Below are 17,677 nucleotides of genomic sequence, written 5' to 3'. Positions count from 1 at the left end.
ATTGGCAGTGTGCGCGACCTGGATAACCTGCCGAAAGTGCACCTGCACCTCCACTTTACCGGCTCCATGCGAGTTTCCACTCTGCGTGAGATGGCGGAGGAGCAGGGGATTCGTCTACCCCAGAATCTGGTCGACAATGTCGCCCTCTCCGTTCCCGCGAACGAGCGCGGCTGGTTCCGCTTCCAGCGCTCGTACGACGCCGCCCGCAAGGTCGTGTCCAGCGAGGCGGCGATGCGCCGGATCATCCGGGAGGCCGCGGAGGATGACGCACGGGAGGGCTCCCGCCGGCTCGAGATCCAGGTCGACCCCACCTCCTATGCCCCGCACGTCGGCGGGCTGACCCCGGCGCTCGAGATCGTCGTCGACGAGGCCCGAGAGGCATCGAAGGCAACCGGTGTCGAGGTCGGCGTCATCGTCGCCGCCTCCCGCATGAAGCACCCGCTCGACGCGAGGACGCTGGCCCGACTCGCGGTGTCGATGGCGGGCGACCAGCCCGGCGACATCATCGGCTTCGGCCTCTCGAACGACGAACGGCGCGGCACCACCTCCGAGTGGGCGGCCGCCTTCAACATCGCCCGCAGAGGAGGCCTGGCCGCGGTGCCGCACGGCGGCGAGCTGCTCGGCCCCGACCACCTGCGTGAGGTCGTTGCCCACCTCAAGCCGACCAGGATCGGCCACGGGGTCCGCTCGTCCGAGGACCCCGACCTGCTCAAGAGGATCGTCGATGCCGGCATCGCCCTCGAGGTGTGCCCCGCCTCGAACGTCGCCCTCGGCGTTTACCCAGACGAGTCGGCCGTGCCGCTCCAGCAGCTGTTCGCCTCCGGCGCCCAGATCGCCCTCTCCGCCGATGACCCGCTCCTCTTCCTGTCACGGCTCACCGACCAGTACCAGATCGCCCGCGACCTCGGGGCGAGCGACCGCCAGCTCGCACAGATGGCAGTCTCCTCCATTGATGCCTCGCTCGCCTCGGAGTCGAAGAAGAGACAGTGGCGCCGCGAGGTCGACGACTGGCTCGCGGACACGCCCTAGCTGTAGTTCCCAGTGAGGTTGTGAACACGGTCTGAGGGAGTCTGTCCTCCGATTCCGGTGTGGGGTCGGTGATGATTGTAGTGGTGGAGCCAGGTGCTGTACGTTGCGGCCCTGGCTCCGTCGCTTTCGTACATCTGGGCGTAGGCCCACTCGGTGGCGAGGGTGCGGTTGAAACGTTCAACCTTGCCGTTGGTCTGGGGCCGATACGGACGAGTTCGACGATGTTTCACTTGTGGTCCGAGCGCGGCTGCGAACGTTCGAGAGCGGTAACAAGACCCGTTATCGGTCATCACCGCCGTGATGGTCACTCCGGCCTGGGCGAAAAATGTACGGGCTCGATTCCAGAACTCGGCGGCGGTTTCCTTCTTCTCGTCGGCAAGGATCTCGGAGTAGGCCAGGCGTGAGTAGTCATCGACCGCGTGGTGCAGAAACGCGTACCCGACGCCATGGCGACGGTTACGCCTGCCGTTGGCGCGTCCGAGCATGCGATGTCCACCACCGTCAGGGATACGGCCGAGCTTCTTGATGTCGACATGCACAAGCTCACCCGGACGCTGTTTCTCGTAGCGCACAGGGCGAGGCTTACGGACCGGCAGTCCGGTTGTCTGATCCAGATGTGCCAGCAGAGGCATCCGGTACCGGGTAAGGACGCGTTCGACCGTGGATCGCGGGATGCCCAGGTGGTGGCTGATCCGGTGCGGTCCCCACCGGCGGGTGAACCGCAGGCTGATGATGCGGTGCTCGCGCCGCATGGCAAGCCTCGCAGGTGAGTGGTGCGGTCGAGAGGACCGGTCCGCGAGAGGTTCGCCCGCGCGGTAGCGGGACGCCCATTTCGATGCGGTTGCCGGTGAGACTTGGAATCGCTCCGCTGCGCGTCTGATCGACCATCCCTGATCGACGATCAGAGAAGCCAGACGCTGCCTGCCCACAGGGGTCAATGGTGCGTTAGCGTGGGACATGAAGACCTCCGGTTACTGGATGCGAGTGTGGTAACCCACATCCTGCCGGAGGTCTTCATCTAACTCGAGCGTTCACAACCTCCCGAGGAACTACACCTAGCCCGGACGCGCCCAGCCCTGCCACGACCCTGCTCGGTCGCGGCGCCGCACTGCTGCCCGCCGGAGTGTGTCCGGCGTGCCGCTCCCACTCCTCAAATCAGACAGAACGGACTTCCGTAAATCAGACAGAACGGACTTCCGTCCCGGACTCTTCGACCTCACTTGGGTAAGGATTGAGTCAGGCCACGTCACCTGAGGAGAGTCACCATGACCACATATGACCGCATTCTCTCACCGCTCACGATCGGGCCACTTACCCTGCCGAACAGGGTCGTGCTGGCGCCGATGGGCACGGAGATGGGGCTCGAGGACGGCAGGTCCACGCCCCGGGAGGCCGCCTACTACGGCGCACGCAGCCGAGGCGGCACCGGGCTCGTCATCACCGGCATCAACTTCGTCCAGTCCGACTTCGAACCGATTTCGCCCGGACTCGCCCGCGCAGACACCGATGAGCACACGGCGGGACTCAAGGGGATCGCCGACGCGATCCACGCGGGTGGCGGCCTTGCCGGGCTTCAGCTGACCCCGGGCCTGGGCCGCAACAACCAGTACTACGACGCGATGGGTATGGAGCCCGTCTCGTCGTCCGACAACCCGTATTTCTTCGATCCGACGCGGATCTGTCGACCGCTTGAGACCCATGAGATCGATCTCATCGTTCAGCGCACCGGCGAGGCCGCGCGGCGCGCCTACGAGGCGGGATTCGATGTCATCGACCTGCACGGCCATACCGGCTACCTCGTCGACCAGTTCATGTCGTCGGTCTGGAACCGGCGCACCGACAGGTACGGCGGCAGCGCCGAGAACCGGGCACGCTTCGCAGTCGAGTGCATCCAGGCGATCAAGGCGAACGCGCCCGGCGTCGTCGTCTCCTTCCGCATCTCGGTCGATCATCTCTTCGAGGGTGGCCGGACCTGGGAGGAGACGGAGGGGATCGTCAAGGCCCTCGAGGCGGGCGGCCTCGACATGATCCTGTGCGACAACGGCTCCTACGAGGCGATGGATTACGTGTTCCCGCCCTACTACCTCGGCGACGACTGCATGGTGTCCGCGGCGAAGGCGGTTAAGAGCGCCGTCTCCATCCCCGTCGGCGCCTGCGGCAACATCACGCCCGAATCGGGCGAGGAGATCCTCGCCCGGGGCGAGGCAGACCTCATCGTCATCGGCCGCGGACTCATCGCCGACCCCGACATCGTCACCAAGCTCAGGGAAGGCCGCCCCGAGGACATCCGTCCCTGCATCCGCTGCAATCAGCTCTGCACCGGCAACGCCTTCTTCGGCAAGGCGATCGGATGCGCCGTCAACCCCGAAGTGGGCTACGAGGCGGAGCGGATCATCACCCAGACGGACAGTCCGAAGCGGATCACCGTCATCGGCGCCGGCCCGGCCGGTCTCGAGTTCGCCCGCGTCGCGGGCCTCAAGGGCCACACGGTCGATGTGTACGACCGCGCGGACCGCGTCGGAGGCGTTCTCCTTCCGGCAGCCACGCCCGACTTCAAGCGGGAGCTGTTCCGCATGATCGAGTGGTGGGAGCACCAGCTCACCCAGATCGACACGGTCACCATCCACCTCGGCCGTGAGATCACGCCAGGTGATGAGGCGCTCGACGGGGCTGATGTCATCGTCGTCGCGGCAGGCTCACACCCGTTCGTCCCCCAGTCGATCATCGGGGCCGAACATGCGGTCGACGTGCTCGCCTTCCACGAGGGCGCAGAGATCGGCAGGCGTGTCGTCGTGTGCGGCGGCGGCCTATCCGGCGCCGACGCGGCTCTCGAACTCGCCGAAGAGGGCCACGAGGTGACGATCGTCGAGATGGAGGAGGAGATCGCCCGCGACATGCTCATGCTCAACCGCGTCTCCCTCCAGCGGGAGCTCGACCGCCACGGCGTCACGATCCTCACCCAGACGACCGTCACCGAGATCGTCCCCGAGGGGGTCCTCGCCGACGGCCCCACGGGCACGCAGATGATCCAGGCTGACACCGTCATCACCGCCTTCGGTCTGCGGCCCGCAACCGAGCTCGGCGAGGCTCTCGGTGCTCAGGTCCTCACCGTGGGCGACTGCGTCCAGCCGCGGAAGGTGGGCGACGCCGTCAACGACGCCTACGAGTTGGCCTTCACCATCTGAGGCAACTGGTGAGGGGCACCGTTCCATCGGAACGGTGCCCCTCACCAGTTCTGCCCCCAACGACCTGCGTCCAGAAGCCAGCGCCACACGCTGTGTGAATGGCCTCCGCTACAGGTCGGTTCCGAGGAGGAAGGGCTCATTGACGAGGGTGACGCCGAAGGCCTCCTCCACCCGCGAGCGCACGCTGCGAGCGACGGTGAGAACGTCGGCGGTCGTCGCGCCTCCCCTGTTGGTGATGGCGAGCGTGTGCCTGGTGGAGAGCGAGGCCCTGCCGCCGGTCAGGTCGGCACCGTAGCCCTTTCGGCAGCCTGCATTGTCGATGAGCCAGGCGGCGGAGGTCTTGAAACGATCCCCGTAGGGGTACCTGGGCGCCCCCTCGGGGATCTCTGACGCGGGGACGATCGGGTTCGTGAAGAAGGAGCCGAGCGAATACGTGTCCCGGTCGGCGTCATCAAGGACCATACCCTTCGAGCGTCGCAGCTCGAGCACCGCCTTACGCAGGCGGGTCGCGGGCACGCGTGCGCCGACCTCGACGTCGAGGGCGGCGGCGAGCTGGCTGTAGGCGATCGGCGTGGAATTCGTGGCCAGGCCGAGCTGTAAGGTGACGGACAGGACGATCCAGCGGCCCGTCGCGCCCCACTCGGTCGTCGACTCCTTGAGCTTCGAGCTGCGGTAGGACAGGCCGAGCTCGGCCGGGGCGAGGTCGGTGCGCCTCTTCGTCTGCCTGTCGTAGACGCGGACCGAGTAGAGCGTGTCGGAGATCTCCTGACCGTACGCGCCGACGTTCTGGACCGGCGAGGCACCGAGCGAGCCGGGGATGCCGGAGAGCGCCTCGATTCCGTTCCATCCCTGGGAGATTGCAATGGTGACGAATTCATCCCACGGCGTTCCCGCCGTGCCGCGGAGGATCGCTCCCCCACATCCTGAGAGATGGACCTGCTCGATGCTGTTGCGCGTGTCGATGATGACCCTGCCTGAGAAGCCCTCGTCCGAGACAAGGAGGTTCGAGCCGCCGCCGAGCAGGAGCACCTCCATGCCGTTCTCGTCCGCGTCTCGGACGGCCTCAACGATCTCCTCCTCGCTCGTGGCGCGGACAAGCTCGCCCACCGGGCCGCCGGTGGCGATCGTCGTCAGATCGGCGAAGGCCCGCTCGCCCGTGCGGCGGGTCGACGGGACGCTCGGTCCGACCTCGACGGATTCATTCGGTTCGATGATGGAACAGCTCATACCGCCAAGCTTAGACCCGTACACCATGGCGGCGCTGACGAGCAGGTGGGAGGCGATGCACTTGAAGTGCGGCCGGACCTGCTTCAGGCTGTCTGTGTGGATGACATCGATCTCGCACGCCGGCACGGCCTCGACCTTGACCCCGCTTCCCTCACGTCCAACGACATGGGCCTCGACTATCGGGTCGTCATCGGCTGCGCGGAGGGCCAGGGGTGGGTGCTGCGGATTCCCCGGCGGCCCGGGCTCCATGCGCCGTCGATGGTCGAGCGGAGGGTGCTCGAGCTCGTGGCGCCAGCCCTCTCTGTGCCGGTCCCTGACTGGCGGATCCACACACCCGAGCTCATCGCCTACCCGCTGCTACCGGGGTCGCCGGGTCTCACGATCGAGTCCGGCGAGCCCATCTTCCACATCGACATAGCGTCGCTCGTCTACGCGGAGTCGATGGGCGACCTGCTGTATGAGCTGCATGCCGTCAATACGGACCATGCTGCGACCACCGGGGTGCCCGTCCGCTCGCCGGAGGAGGTCCGTGCCCACTGGGCGACGACCATCGAGCAGGTCGCCGGCGACTTCACAATCGCTGACGCCCTTATCGACCGGTGGCGGGCGTGGCTGGACGATGACTCGTACTGGCCCGGGCAGTCGGTGCTGACCCATGGCGAGATCTATCCGGCTCACACCCTCATTGACGGTGAGCGGATTACGGCGGTGCTCGACTGGACCACCGCCGAGGTGGGCGACCCTGCCCGAGATTTCGCGATCTATCACTCCATCGCACCACCCGCCGCATTTCGCGCCATGGCCGACCGGTACGTCACGCGCGGCGGTGAGGTCTGGCCGCGCCTTGAGGAGCACTGTATCGAGCTCATGTCGACCGCCCCGCTCAGCTACGCGCTGTATGCGCTGCAGACAGGCGACCCCGACCATCGAGCCGCCGCGCAGGCCGGCCTGGCGGGGTGATGGGGTCGGCTCGGGGTGCTGGACACCGCCCGCCTCACTCCCGTCCCGGTGCGACAAACGACGTGAGCCTGCCGCTCCCCCGCCCCACCGCTGCCCAGGGGCCGTCGATGTCGAGCGCGGCGATCGCGCTTGTGACGAAATCGAGCTCGGGACTGGCCGGGTCGAGCATCTCGACCAGCATCGGGGCGCCGGGGTAGTGGCCCAGCAGCAGAACCGTCTGCTCGCCGTCCAGACCACGCAGAAGTCCCAGAGCCTCAGTCGGCGTGGACTCATACAGATCCCGGTGGAACGTGACCGTGCCGATCTGCACGCCGCCGTCGCGGACTCGTTCCAGGGTCTCGCGTGTGCGGCTTGATGATGAGCAGAGCACTCTGTCGATCGTCGGATGATGCTCGGCGAGCCACTCACCGGCGGCCACTGCCTGGCGACGCCCACGTCCGTTCAGCGGCCTCTCGTGGTCGGCGAGGCCGGTGCTCCAGGAGGACTTCGCGTGCCTCATGACGAGCAGGGTGGGCATGGGCTCAGCCTACCGGCCAGAAGACCTGCCCGGCCGGGCGTGGCCCGGTGTAGTCTCGAGCCACAGCAGGGGGTGGTTCTATGCGGCGCTTCGTGGCAGCGGCGATCCTCGCGGTTCTGTTGGCGGGTTGCCGCAGTGTGGAGGACGACATGGTCGATGGGACGGTGTGGACCGCTTCGCAGGTCGCAGGCCAGGACGTCGGCGACGCCGAGGTCACGGCCATCTTCGAGGATGGTCGGATGGGCGGCAGGTCCGGATGCAATCTCTACGGGGCCGGCTACGAAATCTCGGGGACTCGCTTCGCCCTCACGGAGCCGATCATGTCGACTCTCATGGCCTGCGATGAGGGGACGATGGATCTGGAGCAGCGCTACCTGCGCGCACTCGAATCCGCGACGGGCTTCGCGATGACGGAGTCCTCGCTCGAACTGACGAGCGAGGATGGACAGATTCTCGTCGCCTTCAGCGCAGTCAGCCAGGATCTCACCCAGACGTCGTGGGAGATCGTCAGCTACCTTGACGATCCCGGGCGCGTCTCGGTCCTTCCCGACCCCCAGTCATCCGTCTCCTTCGACGGCAGCCGACTGTGGGCGAGTGCCGGCTGCAACACGGTGGACGGCGCCTACGAGGCGGAACGCGGGTCCCTGGCCGTCGGCGAGCTCACGACGACTGATGTGTACTGTTCGGAGCCCGTCGGCGTCATGGAGCAGGAGTCGGCCGTGGCGGAGGCGCTGCGAACCGCGGCGCGATACCGGGTCGAGGGGCGGACGATGACGATCTGGAACGAGTCGGGCACCATCGTGCTCGAACTGTCGAGGCGCTAGCTGTACTGTCCGGGGAGGTTGGTTAAGCGGGTGATTGGGGCGAGCCTGTCGCAGGCTGTGTGGGGTCGGTGATGATTATAGTGATGCAGCCATCCTGGTAGGGCGTCTCGTCGCTCGGTTTCTGAGGTGTAGCAGCGGGCGTAGCCCCACCCGTCTGCCAGGGTGCGGTGGAAGCGCTCGATCTTCCCGTTGGTCTGGGGTCGGTACGGGCGGGTCCGTTTTGCTGTGATCTTCAGCCTGGCGCAGGTTTCGCGCCATAATATCGAGCGGTAGGCCGGACCGTTGTCGGAGAGCACTCTTTCGACGGTGACGCCTCGGGTGTTGAACCAGGCTGTGGCCCGCTCCAACACCCCGACGGCAGTGAGAGCGGTTTCATCATTGTGGACTTCGGCGTAGGCGACGCGAGAGTAGTCATCGATGACGGTGTGGACGAAGGCGTGGCCCATCTTCGGGTTGTGGTGGTGGTTGCGGGCCTTGTCCGGCGTTGCTATGCGGTTGCGGCCTCCCTGTTGGCGACCGACGAAGCGCCAGCCGCCGCCGTCGGGGATGTTGCCGAGCTTTTTCACATCGACGTGAATCATCGAGCCGGGGTGGGGGTGTTCATAGCGGCGCACCGGCTCCCCGGTGGCGCGGTCTACGTGAGCGAGTCTGTTCAGTCGGCAGTGGCGCAGGATCTGATGAACGGTCGAGGGTGCCAGCCCGACCCGGACGGCCAGCTGGACCGGTCCTTCCCGTAGCCGCAGCCGCAGGCTCACGATTCGTCTTCTGATCTTCAACGGGGTCTGGTGGGGCGAGGTCTTCGGGCGAGAGGAACGGTCCTGCATGGACTCACCAGACCTGTAGCGGTCGGCCCAGCGTTTGACCGTCGGCCAGGAGCATTGGAACCGAGCCGCGACCTCGGCAATCGGCACCTGCTGGTCGACGACGAGCCGGGCGACGGTCAAACGGGCGCGAGGGGTCAGGGCTGCATTAGCGTGGGACATACGGAGGGCCTTCCTCGGAGTGCTGGTTTCGCAACTCCCACTCAATCGCGGAAGGCCCTCTCTTCACGTCACAAGTCAGCGCGTGTCATCGCACTGCCTCAACCAACCTGTCCGGTCAGTACAGCTAGCCCCGCTCCTCCATGCGCAGCGCCTCACGCCGGCCGTGCGTGAGCCGCTTGAGATCCTCGTCGCTGTCGAAGTTCGAGCCGAGCGCACCGGCGACGGTGCCCATCGACGCGGCCAGCCACGCGATGTCGAGGTAGTGCCTGAAGCTCGCCTCCTCGCCGAGGACCTCGGAGAGGTAGCCCGCCTCGATGATGATGAGCCCGGCCAGAAGAACGCCGACGAAGAGTGTGGCATAGAGAAGGGACACCGCCATGAGGAGCGTGACGACGACAGCCGCGTTGTACATGGCGCCCTCTGCGATGCTTCCGTAGCGCCGCCCCCGGTTCCAGAGGCGATTGGAGCTGATGAGCCATCCCGCCATGAGAACGATGACGGTGAGTGCGATGGCTGCGAGGCGGATCGTCGGCAGCGCGGCTGCCATCTGCCAGATCGAGCCATAGAAGATGCCGAACGCGCTCGTCGCGGCCGCGGCGGCCAGGGCACTGGTGAGCTTCGGCAGGGTCTTGAGCGGCTCGTTCATCTTCACCATGCCGAGGACGAGGACGATCCTGCCCGGCAGGACGCGCGGGGCGTGGACGAAGACTCTCGTCTCGCTCCGCGATCTGCCGTACCCGACACGGTAGGGCCACAGGGCAGACTTGTGGGCGCCGGTCAGCCTGCCATCCCGGCAGATGCCGATCGCCGTCTCAATGACCTTCTCCAGCTTGTGCTGAATGTTGACGAGGCCGAGGGCGGGCAGGGAGATGATGACGAGACCCTCGTCGACATAGATGCCCGCGATCTTCGGGCGGGGGCCGGTTCTACGCGGCGTCTCGGTGACGACGATGAGCAGGTCGGCCCTGTCGTCCGCCGCCCACTGCATGACACCGTCGAGATCGAGCTCACCGTTGGGCTTGAGGGGCAGCTGTCTGTATACCTGCCGAACTCCCTCGAGTCTCTGCTCATTGAGGATCTTCGCGACGGTCCGTTCGGGAGGGCCATGGTCCGCCACCACATCGACCTTGAACCCGCCGCTCATCAACTCTGTCCTTACTCTCAGCACTGCGACCACGCCCGCAGCCAACTTCCCAGACGACTCTAGCGGGGTGTGTCACCCGGCCCAACCGCTGTTGTTCACGCATAGCCCACGGAAACCGTCGGCATATGCGGAAGGGCCGCTGTCCGAAGACAGCGGCCCTTCTCGGATCGGAGAATCAGCCGATCACTGTGAGATTGGTGGCCTGCGGGCCCTTGGGGCCCTGCTCGACGTCGTACTCGACCTTCGCACCCTCATCAAGGGTACGGAAACCCTTCGACTGGATTGCGGAGTAGTGGACGAAAACATCGGCGGACTGATCGTCAGCCTCGATGAAGCCGAAGCCCTTGTCGCCGTTGAACCATTTGACAATACCTGTAGCCATAAAACTTGTCCCTTCTGGCTTAGGGAGAACGACTGTCGATCCCCCTGGTGGTGCTAGTTCGTCACTCATTGCAGAAGGAACAAAGTTCCGAGGATCTGTCGTGAATACCGTACAACACCTTCTGTGCGGTCGAGACTGACCTTACGCGCATCGGGGGCAGTTGCGCCACCGATCGAATGGCGATGATGCTCACAGTGAAATTCGGACAGTCGCTGTGCGGGTCGAATGTCAGCCGATCTCGTCAAGGGCGACGTCGATGAAACGCAGTCCCAGCACCTCGAACGCCTCGTCGCCGACCTTGTGGGCCCAGCCCGCCGTCGCCACAGCCTCGCGCAGCACGTCGAGCCACCAGCGGTGCCCATCGGCGTCGGCGATGTCGCCATAGCCGCTGAAGAAAGCCACCCGCTCCTCGGGGTGATCGTGCCATCGCCGAAAGTGCATCCGCAGCAGATCCTGGCGTGCCGGCCGGTGACCGAACCGCCCGAAGTCGATGACGACCAGCTGATCCGCGGCGATCCAGTTGCGGCCGCTGTAATCCCCGTGGCTCGGGACGACCACGGCGGGCCGGGGCTCATAGTCTTCGAGCGCGCGGCGCGCTCGGGCCGCCGCGGCCGCCGGGATGCGGTGCGGCCTGTCGAACCACCGAAGTGCGGCTCGGACCAGGTTGGCCTCGATGGCCTGGTCGACACTGCTCCCCATCCCGTGCAACTCCCCCAGGAGCTCACCTGCGGCCCTGAGAGTGACCGGATCGCTCTCGAGCGGCCCCCCGTCGACGAGGACACCGGGGATGTGGGTGAGGGCGAGGAGCCGCTGCTCCCGGTCCGCGCGGAGCATCGTCGGCGCTGCACCGCGCTCGGCCAGGCTGTGCACGACCGTCTCGTAGGCTCGAATCTCGCGGGCGATATGGCTGTTGTGGTGGCCGCCGGCCTTAATGACGACATTCTGGGCCCCCGTCGACATCTGGAGCACGGTCGACTCCGTAAGCCCCCAGGAGAGATCGGCGATGAGCTCGGCGCGAGGAAACCACTCACGGACCAGCTCGGCCTGGCGCTGCGTCAATCCCGGGAGTCGCTCCATGGCTCAACTCTAGATGCCGCTCGGAGGCGGGTACGAAAAAACCCGCCTGGCTGGACCAGGCGGGTTCTCGCTGTCTCGCAGTGAAACTAGCGGGTCTCGCGGTGCGTCGTCGATGCGTTGCAACGAGCGCAGTACTTCTTCATCTCAAGACGGTCGGGGTTATTGCGACGGTTCTTCTTCGTGATGTAGTTGCGCTCCTTGCACACCTCGCAGGCGAGGGTGATCTTGGGGCGTACGTCGGCAGACTTCGATGCCACGGTGTCCTCACTTCGTTCTGCGAGATCGGGCGGTTCCGCAATCTCTCTTCTCTGTAGCGGGGGCGGGGCTTGAACCCGCGACCTCACGATTATGAGTCGTGCGCTCTGACCAGCTGAGCTACCCCGCCGCAACATCCTACGGACTCACTCCGCAAAATCGAGCCCCGACAGGGAATTGAACCCTGGACCTTCTCCTTACCATGGAGACGCTCTGCCGTCTGAGCTATCGGGGCGACGCGAACGACTTTACCAGCGCCCTGGGCTGCCAACCAAAATGCTGGGGCCTGAGGTGCGGTGACCATACTCACGCGCTGCACGACGAATCATGCTGTGGCGGGTGAGGGATTCGAACCCCCGTAGCTCTCGCGTCTGATTTACAGTCAGATACCATTGGCCGCTCGGTCAACCCGCCTCGCACTCCGTAAGGGTGCAAATGGAGATTACCAAGTGACAGCAGGGTCGTGTCAAACTGGTAGGCGTACCAGTGCTCGACCTCTCATTCGGGGCATTCTCCCGCCCCGATGTGGGGCACTTTCACGAAAGGAAGGGACCATGGCTGACTCGTCGTTCGATGTCGTGTCCACATTCGACCGGCAGGAGGTCGACAACGCCGTCAACCAGACCGTCAAGGAGATCAACCAGCGCTACGACTTCAAGGGCGTGGATGCGTCCATTGAGCTCAAGGGCGACACGATCATCATGAAGGCGAACTCTGAGGAGCGCTGCCTGGCCGTCTACGACGTGCTCCAGACGAAGCTCGTCCGCCGCGGCGTCTCGCTCAAGTCCGTCGATGTGGGCGAAGGCGTTCCAGCCCAGTCGGGCAAAGAGTACCGCCTCGTCGGAGCCCTCAAGGAGGGCATCTCCCAGGAGAATGCCAAGAAGATCACGAAACTGATCCGCGACGAGGGCCCGAAGTCGGTCAAGACCCAGATCCAGGGTGACGAGGTCCGCGTCACCTCGAAGTCCCGCGACGATCTGCAGTCGACGATCGCGCTCCTCAAGGAGGCCGACTTCGACTTCGCGGTGTCCTTCCAGAACTACCGCTGACCTGCCATGGGAAAGGGCGGACCTCACGGTCCGCCCTTTCCCATACTCTGTGAGCCGATGTCTACCGGTAGCCGGCCATCTCCTCGAGGCGGCGGATCCGGTCCTCCATCGGCGGGTGGGTGGAGAACAGTGCCCTGCCCTTACCGGCAAACGGATTCGCGATCATCATGTGCGACACGCTGTCCATCGTCGGTGTCTCCCGCATCGGCGTCCGTGCCGTGCCGCCCGAGATCTTGTTGAGCGCGGAGGCGAGCGCCAGCGGGTCCCCGGTCAGCTCCGCACCATCGTGGTCGGCGTCGTACTCGCGCGTGCGGGACACGGCGAGCTGAATGAGGCTGGCGGCCAGGGGTGCGAGAAGCGCAGTGACGAGAACGCCGATGAGGGCGATTGGGTTGTTGTCGTTCCTCCCCCTCATCCCGAAGAACAGGAAGAACTGCGCGATCGAGGAGATGATGCCGGCAAGCCCTGCAGCAATCGACGAGGTGAGGATGTCCCTGTTGTAGACGTGCATGAGCTCGTGGCCGAGGACCGCTCGGAGCTCCCGCTTGTCGAGCAGGTCGAGGATTCCGTCGGTCACACAGACCGCGGCGTTATCGGGGTTGCGCCCGGTCGCGAACGCGTTCGGCGAGGGCGAGGGCGCGACGTAGAGGCGCGGCATCGGCTGCCCTGCCTTCTGCGCGAGCTCACGCACCGTCTGGTGATACCAGGGGAACTGCGCCTCGGACACCTGCTGAGCGTTCATCGCCCTGATCGCGAGCTTGTCCGAGTTCCAGTACGAGTAGGCGGTGCTGGCGACACCGATGAGGGCGAAGATGATGATGAAGCTGGAGTTGCCCGAGCCGTAGGCGAGCATGCCGCCGATGGCGAGAAGGATCGCCCACAGCACGCCGATGAGCGCCGCTGTCTTGACCCCGTTGAGTGTCGAGCGATTCATGGTGTCCTTTCGATTCTCCTCGTTGAAACGGCGCCGGGCGATGTTTCATTCCCTAGGGCAGGCGCATCGTCCATTCCTCGGTGTCGAACTTCGTCGCGCACCGCTCCACGGCGTTCTCGATATCGGCCTCGGTGATCTCGCCCCTGCTCGCACCATACTTGGCGGCGAAGTGATCGAGGAAGACGTCGATGATCTCCTCGCGAGCCATGCCCGTCTGCGACTTCATCGGGTCGACTCGCTTGACCGCGGATCGCAGGCCCTTGTCGCGGACCTTCTCCTTGCCGATGCGGATGCACTCGAGCATCTTCTGGGCGTCGATGTCGTACGACATCGTCACGTGGTGGACCATGACCCCGCTCGCGAAGTGCTTCTGCGCTGCGCCACCGATCTTGCCCTTTTCGGAGGTGATGTCGTTGAGCGGCACGTAGTGAGCTTTGACGCCGACCTTCTCGAGGGCTTCCATCACCCACTCATCGAGGAAGGGGTAGGAGTCCTTGAAGCTCATGCCGTCGACGAGGGCCGTGGGCACGACGAGGGAGTAGGTGATGCAGTTGCCGGCCTCCATGAACATGGCGCCGCCGCCCGTCACACGGCGGCAGAGCGTGACTCCGTGCCGATTCATGCCATCCCAGTCGATCTCGTTCGCAACCGACTGGAACGAGCCGATGACGACGCAGGGCGAGTCCCACTCCCAGATCCTCATGAAGGGTTTCCGCCGCCCCGCGGCGACATCCTCGACGAGCGTCTCGTCCATCGCGACGTTGACCATCGGCGAGACGACCGGACCGTGGATGACCTCGAACTCGATGTCATCCCAGTCGATCGAATGCCCGAGGGCGCGACGCACGGCGGTGGCGATTCCCTGGGGGCTGAGGCCCAGCAGCTCATCGCTCGGCTTGAGGGCGTCGGTGATGGCCTGGGCGATGTCGGCCGCGTGGGAGTCGGCGGGCAGACCCTCGATGGCCTCGGTGATCCGCACCAGCGCACTGTCGGGCTCGAGGAAGAAGTCCCCTGCGATCTGGACGTCGGTCAGCCTGTCGCCCTCGACCTCGAGGTCGACGACGACGAGCTTGTGGCCCGGCTCCTTGTATTCACCGTGCATCAGTACAGCTTCCCGTCGTGCTCTTCGCCGCGGGAGACCGCGGTCATCGTGTCGCGCTCGACAACCTTGATCCGCTCGCGCCCCTGAGTCTCGCCGAGGGTCTTCTCGAACTGCTCGAGGACCTCCCAGCCCTCCCAGGTCGTGTACCTGACGCCGCGGTCGTCGAGCAGCGCCATCATCGCCTCGCCGCCTGTCGCGAAGTCGTCTGCCCGCTCGAGCTTGCCCGCCTTCGCATCGTCGACCAGGTGGGTGATCGTCTCCCTCGCGTCGGACTTCGTCGAGCCGATGAGGCCGACGGGCCCGCGCTTGATCCAGCCGGTCGCATAGACACCCGGCAGGTGGTCACCGCCGGGTACGATGACGCGGCCCTCGACATTGGGGACGACGCCGCGAACGTCATCGAACGGCAGGCCGGTGATGGGAGATGAGAAGTAGCCGACGGCACGGTAGACGGCCTGGACCGGGTAGTCGATGTAGTTCCCGGTGCCACGCACGGAACCGTCGCCGGTCAGCTCTGTCCGCTCCATCCGGACGCCCTCGACCCTGTCGGTGCCGAGGATCTCGACCGGGGCCTGCATCATGTGCAGGTGAATCCGCCGGGAGGCAGTGAACTCCTCCTCCCTCATGACCCAGTCGGTGAGGGTCGTGACGATCTGCTTCGTCTGATTGGAGGTGTTGATCGCCTCCTGCGAACCGTCGTCGAAGTCGAAGTCCTCCTCGTAGACGATGACGTCGACATCGGGGACCTTGCCGAGCTCGCGCAGCTCGAGCGGAGTGAACTTGACCTGGGCGGGGCCGCGGCGCGCGAACACGTGCACATCGGTCACCCGGCTCTCCCGCAGGCCCTTCTCGACATTCTCGGGGATCTCAGTGACGAGCAGGTCATCCGGGTGCTTCGCGAGCATACGGGCCACGTCGAGCGCGACGTTGCCGGCGCCGATGACGGCGACCTCCGTCGCGTCGAGCGGCCACTCCCTCGGGTAGTCCGGGTGCCCGTCGTACCAGAAGACGAAGTCGGCCGCGCCGTAGCAGCCCTCGAGATCGACGCCGGGGATGTCGAGAGGAGCGTCCCGGTCAGCACCGGTTGCGATGATGATCGCGTCGTAATGCTCCTGCATCTCCTCGATCGTGATGTCCTCACCGACGGTGACATTGCCGATGAGGCGGATGTCGCCGCGCTGGAGGATCTTATAGAGGGCGACGATGATCTGCTTGATCCGCGGATGGTCGGGAGCGACCCCGTAGCGGACGAGCCCGAAGGGGGCCGGCAGCCTCTCGTAGAGGTCGATCGACGCTTTGATGTCGGACTTCGACAGGATGTCGGCAGCATAGATGCCGGCAGGCCCCGCGCCGATGACAGCAACTGACAGGGGACGATCGCTCACGTGCACCTCGATATTCACAGCGGATAAACCTCTCTTATCTTACCGTCGGCCCGGCAAAGCGAAAACCCGCGAGGATCTCGCGGGTTTTCGGCTCATGGGGTCAGTCGGCGACCGTGGTGTCGAGTCGGATGACGCCGTAGGTCCAGCCATGGCGGTGGTAGACAACGCACGGCTGCTTCGTGTCTTCATCGATGAACAGGAAGAAGGGGTGACCCACCAGCTCCATCTCATACAGGGCCTGGTCCACGCTCATCGGCTCGGCCTCGTGCAGCTTCTGGCGCACGATGACCGGGGAGTCGCCGAGCTGCTGCTCGACTGCCTGACCGGGTGTGCTCGGCACGGACTGCTCGACGCTCCGCTCCTGCTTGAGCTCACCATTGAGCTCGTTCAGGTCGATGTTGAGATCGGCCGGGCTCTTGTCGCCGGGTGCTCGGCGGCGGTGGTCCTTCTTGCGGTCGTGTGCACGCCGCAGCCTCTCGATCAGCTTGGTGGTGGCAAGGTCAAGCGCCGCTCCGCGATCCGAGGCGAATGCCTCCGCCCTGATCACGGGGCCCTTGTCAATGACAGTGATCTCGATCTTCTCCGTCACCTCCGGCTGTGCCAGGTGTGGTTCGTGGGTGACCTCCACCTCGACGCGCTGCGCGCGCGGGGCGAACTGTTCCACCTTGGAGAGCTTGTCGGCAACATAGTCCTTGAACCGATCCGAAATCTCTGCATTACGTCCTTGTACGATGATTTCCACGATTGTCTCCTCATGAAATATCTGGGACTGAGCCCATTGAAATAGCAGACTCGCCGAAGTGGCGACCGTTCAGAACCACCCCCTTCGAGTTCGCGATTCCACGTGGATATCGCTTACCTCACTTTACGTCACACTGACCGTCGGCGGACCCAGGCCTGAGGAATTCAGCCGGGGGAATAACAGCCGCCGCACAGACGGCACCGAGGATCGTGTGGGACCCGCGAGCCGCCCGCCAGCACGCTTCGAGCGTGGCCCCGGTGGTCGCGACATCATCGACGAGAACGATCGTCCGAGGCTCGATGTCGGCGAGGAGCCGCACCGGCGCCCTCATCCGTCGGCCCCGCCTCGTCCGGCCGCGCTGGCGGCCGGATCGGGGTGCGAACAACGTCCTGGAAGTCACCGTGCACGGCCAGTCGACGGTCGAGGCAAAGCCCCTCGCAACGCTGTCAGCCAGTGTGCCTGCGACATACGTGTCGTCCCGGTAGCGTCCCGGATGAGAGGGGGCGGGAACGAAGTCGATGGCAATGACCCCATGGCTCACAAGGTCCGGGAGCTGCAGGGCCGCGAGCGCCGCGCGCTCACCCATCAGCCGGTCCAGGTCCGCCGACGGGCTTCTCTTCCAGGCCTGGAGGAGGCGCCCCGTCTCCTCATAGGAGGACATCGCCCACACGGGGAACAGCGGGCTGTCGGTGCCGTCCGGGTCGATCCTCGACAGCTGGGGAAGCCGGTGGGAGACATCGACGAGACCGCAGAGACGTTCGAGGCAGGCATCGCACGCGGGCGTATCCCACTGCCCGCAGCCGGGGCACTGGACGGGAAAGATGAGGTCGAGCAGGCTCATGCCCGCATTGTCGCCTCACCCGGGCGAAGTCCCGCCCGGGC

The 17,677-nt window shown here is 65.4% G+C and carries 18 protein-coding genes and 3 tRNA genes; 5 read left to right on the top strand and 16 right to left on the bottom strand.

What is annotated here, in order from left to right:
- The first annotated feature begins 9 nt into the window (after positions 1-9).
- Positions 10-1,029, top strand: a complete 1,020-nt coding sequence (locus tag EJO69_RS11760; protein WP_126042055.1) for an adenosine deaminase — start codon at positions 10-12, stop codon at positions 1,027-1,029.
- Here the strand turns inward: EJO69_RS11760 and EJO69_RS11755 are convergent.
- Positions 1,026-1,988, bottom strand: a complete 963-nt coding sequence (locus EJO69_RS11755) for an IS481 family transposase (protein ID WP_126042053.1) — start codon at positions 1,986-1,988, stop codon at positions 1,026-1,028. The genes EJO69_RS11760 and EJO69_RS11755 overlap by 4 nt on opposite strands.
- A gap of 306 nt (positions 1,989-2,294) precedes the next feature.
- Here EJO69_RS11755 and EJO69_RS11750 point away from each other — a divergent pair, with 306 nt between their 5' ends.
- Entirely contained in the window at positions 2,295-4,214 is a 1,920-nt protein-coding gene (locus EJO69_RS11750; RefSeq protein WP_126042052.1) for an oxidoreductase, read from the top strand.
- A 108-nt stretch (positions 4,215-4,322) separates the two neighbouring features.
- Here EJO69_RS11750 and EJO69_RS11745 read toward each other — a convergent pair whose 3' ends face one another.
- Positions 4,323-5,567, bottom strand: a complete 1,245-nt coding sequence (locus tag EJO69_RS11745) for a UDP-N-acetylmuramate dehydrogenase (protein WP_245993666.1) — start codon at positions 5,565-5,567, stop codon at positions 4,323-4,325.
- Between EJO69_RS11745 and EJO69_RS11740 the strand changes: the two genes are divergently transcribed.
- The gene (locus EJO69_RS11740; RefSeq protein WP_245993665.1) at positions 5,538-6,401 is read left to right on the top strand and encodes a macrolide 2'-phosphotransferase; all 864 of its coding nucleotides are present in this window, start codon (positions 5,538-5,540) and stop codon (positions 6,399-6,401) included. The genes EJO69_RS11745 and EJO69_RS11740 overlap by 30 nt on opposite strands.
- A 34-nt stretch (positions 6,402-6,435) precedes the next feature.
- Here EJO69_RS11740 and EJO69_RS11735 read toward each other — a convergent pair whose 3' ends face one another.
- Entirely contained in the window at positions 6,436-6,918 is a 483-nt protein-coding gene (locus EJO69_RS11735; RefSeq protein WP_126042050.1) for a SixA phosphatase family protein, read from the bottom strand.
- Positions 6,919-6,998: 80 nt separating this feature from the next.
- On the opposite strand from EJO69_RS11735, the gene EJO69_RS11730 reads away from it, so the two are divergent.
- Positions 6,999-7,742, top strand: coding sequence for an META domain-containing protein (locus EJO69_RS11730; protein WP_126042048.1), 744 nt, complete (start codon positions 6,999-7,001; stop codon positions 7,740-7,742).
- Here the strand turns inward: EJO69_RS11730 and EJO69_RS11725 are convergent.
- The 8 genes from EJO69_RS11725 to EJO69_RS11690 form a co-directional block, all read right to left on the bottom strand.
- On the bottom strand, positions 7,739-8,725 hold the full coding sequence (locus EJO69_RS11725) for an IS481 family transposase (RefSeq protein ID WP_126037620.1): 987 nt from the start codon (positions 8,723-8,725) through the stop codon (positions 7,739-7,741). The genes EJO69_RS11730 and EJO69_RS11725 overlap by 4 nt on opposite strands.
- Before the next feature lie 124 nt (positions 8,726-8,849).
- Positions 8,850-9,869: a hypothetical protein gene (locus tag EJO69_RS11720; RefSeq protein ID WP_126042046.1), complete on the bottom strand. Its 1,020-nt coding sequence runs from the start codon at positions 9,867-9,869 to the stop codon at positions 8,850-8,852.
- A gap of 175 nt (positions 9,870-10,044) precedes the next feature.
- Positions 10,045-10,251: a cold-shock protein gene (locus EJO69_RS11715; protein WP_126042044.1), complete on the bottom strand. Its 207-nt coding sequence runs from the start codon at positions 10,249-10,251 to the stop codon at positions 10,045-10,047.
- Between the two features lie 228 nt (positions 10,252-10,479).
- Positions 10,480-11,328: an aminoglycoside phosphotransferase/kinase family protein gene (locus EJO69_RS11710; protein ID WP_126042042.1), complete on the bottom strand. Its 849-nt coding sequence runs from the start codon at positions 11,326-11,328 to the stop codon at positions 10,480-10,482.
- An 86-nt stretch (positions 11,329-11,414) separates the two neighbouring features.
- Positions 11,415-11,585, bottom strand: a complete 171-nt coding sequence (rpmG, locus tag EJO69_RS11705) for a 50S ribosomal protein L33 (protein WP_054953237.1) — start codon at positions 11,583-11,585, stop codon at positions 11,415-11,417.
- A gap of 54 nt (positions 11,586-11,639) precedes the next feature.
- Positions 11,640-11,713: transfer RNA gene (locus EJO69_RS11700), tRNA-Met, on the bottom strand.
- 32 nt (positions 11,714-11,745) lie between these two features.
- Positions 11,746-11,818: transfer RNA gene (locus EJO69_RS11695), tRNA-Thr, on the bottom strand.
- A 98-nt stretch (positions 11,819-11,916) separates the two neighbouring features.
- Positions 11,917-11,997 (bottom strand) — tRNA-Tyr (locus tag EJO69_RS11690).
- 140 nt (positions 11,998-12,137) lie between these two features.
- Between EJO69_RS11690 and EJO69_RS11685 the strand changes: the two genes are divergently transcribed.
- Positions 12,138-12,632, top strand: coding sequence for a YajQ family cyclic di-GMP-binding protein (locus EJO69_RS11685; protein WP_126042040.1), 495 nt, complete (start codon positions 12,138-12,140; stop codon positions 12,630-12,632).
- Positions 12,633-12,693: 61 nt separating this feature from the next.
- Here EJO69_RS11685 and htpX read toward each other — a convergent pair whose 3' ends face one another.
- The 5 genes from htpX to EJO69_RS11660 form a co-directional block, all read right to left on the bottom strand.
- Positions 12,694-13,566: a zinc metalloprotease HtpX gene (htpX, locus tag EJO69_RS11680; RefSeq protein ID WP_126042038.1), complete on the bottom strand. Its 873-nt coding sequence runs from the start codon at positions 13,564-13,566 to the stop codon at positions 12,694-12,696.
- Positions 13,567-13,618: 52 nt separating this feature from the next.
- The gene (gene lplAB, locus EJO69_RS11675) at positions 13,619-14,668 is read right to left on the bottom strand and encodes a lipoate-protein ligase LplAB (RefSeq protein WP_126042036.1); all 1,050 of its coding nucleotides are present in this window, start codon (positions 14,666-14,668) and stop codon (positions 13,619-13,621) included.
- A complete protein-coding gene (locus tag EJO69_RS11670) occupies positions 14,668-16,053 on the bottom strand; it encodes an FAD-dependent oxidoreductase (protein WP_126042034.1) in 1,386 nt (461 codons plus the stop codon). Before EJO69_RS11670 ends, lplAB begins: the two co-directional genes overlap by 1 nt.
- Before the next feature lie 100 nt (positions 16,054-16,153).
- A complete protein-coding gene (gene hpf, locus EJO69_RS11665) occupies positions 16,154-16,795 on the bottom strand; it encodes a ribosome hibernation-promoting factor, HPF/YfiA family (protein ID WP_126042032.1) in 642 nt (213 codons plus the stop codon).
- Positions 16,796-16,913: 118 nt separating this feature from the next.
- On the bottom strand, positions 16,914-17,636 hold the full coding sequence (locus EJO69_RS11660; protein WP_126042030.1) for a ComF family protein: 723 nt from the start codon (positions 17,634-17,636) through the stop codon (positions 16,914-16,916).
- Between the last annotated feature and the right edge of the window lie 41 nt (positions 17,637-17,677).

The sequence above is a fragment of the Flaviflexus salsibiostraticola genome (genome assembly GCF_003952265.1).
In the GTDB taxonomy this organism is placed as follows: Bacteria; Actinomycetota; Actinomycetes; order Actinomycetales; family Actinomycetaceae; genus Flaviflexus; species Flaviflexus salsibiostraticola.
This window is presented reverse-complemented; position numbering and strand designations above follow the sequence as displayed.

Bases quoted from the DNA above. Each gene is read 5' to 3' on its own strand.
- EJO69_RS11715 (WP_126042044.1), bottom strand. From the start codon at position 10,251: ATGGCTACAGGTATTGTCAAATGGTTCAACGGCGACAAGGGCTTCGGC.
- EJO69_RS11735 (WP_126042050.1), bottom strand. From the start codon at position 6,918: ATGCCCACCCTGCTCGTCATGAGGCACGCGAAGTCCTCCTGGAGCACC.
- lplAB (WP_126042036.1), bottom strand. From the start codon at position 14,668: ATGCACGGTGAATACAAGGAGCCGGGCCACAAGCTCGTCGTCGTCGAC.
- htpX (WP_126042038.1), bottom strand. From the start codon at position 13,566: ATGAATCGCTCGACACTCAACGGGGTCAAGACAGCGGCGCTCATCGGC.
- EJO69_RS11725 (WP_126037620.1), bottom strand. From the start codon at position 8,725: ATGTCCCACGCTAATGCAGCCCTGACCCCTCGCGCCCGTTTGACCGTC.
- EJO69_RS11660 (WP_126042030.1), bottom strand. From the start codon at position 17,636: ATGAGCCTGCTCGACCTCATCTTTCCCGTCCAGTGCCCCGGCTGCGGG.
- EJO69_RS11685 (WP_126042040.1), top strand. From the start codon at position 12,138: ATGGCTGACTCGTCGTTCGATGTCGTGTCCACATTCGACCGGCAGGAG.
- EJO69_RS11710 (WP_126042042.1), bottom strand. From the start codon at position 11,328: ATGGAGCGACTCCCGGGATTGACGCAGCGCCAGGCCGAGCTGGTCCGT.
- EJO69_RS11730 (WP_126042048.1), top strand. From the start codon at position 6,999: ATGCGGCGCTTCGTGGCAGCGGCGATCCTCGCGGTTCTGTTGGCGGGT.
- EJO69_RS11750 (WP_126042052.1), top strand. From the start codon at position 2,295: ATGACCACATATGACCGCATTCTCTCACCGCTCACGATCGGGCCACTT.
- EJO69_RS11755 (WP_126042053.1), bottom strand. From the start codon at position 1,988: ATGTCCCACGCTAACGCACCATTGACCCCTGTGGGCAGGCAGCGTCTG.
- EJO69_RS11720 (WP_126042046.1), bottom strand. From the start codon at position 9,869: ATGAGCGGCGGGTTCAAGGTCGATGTGGTGGCGGACCATGGCCCTCCC.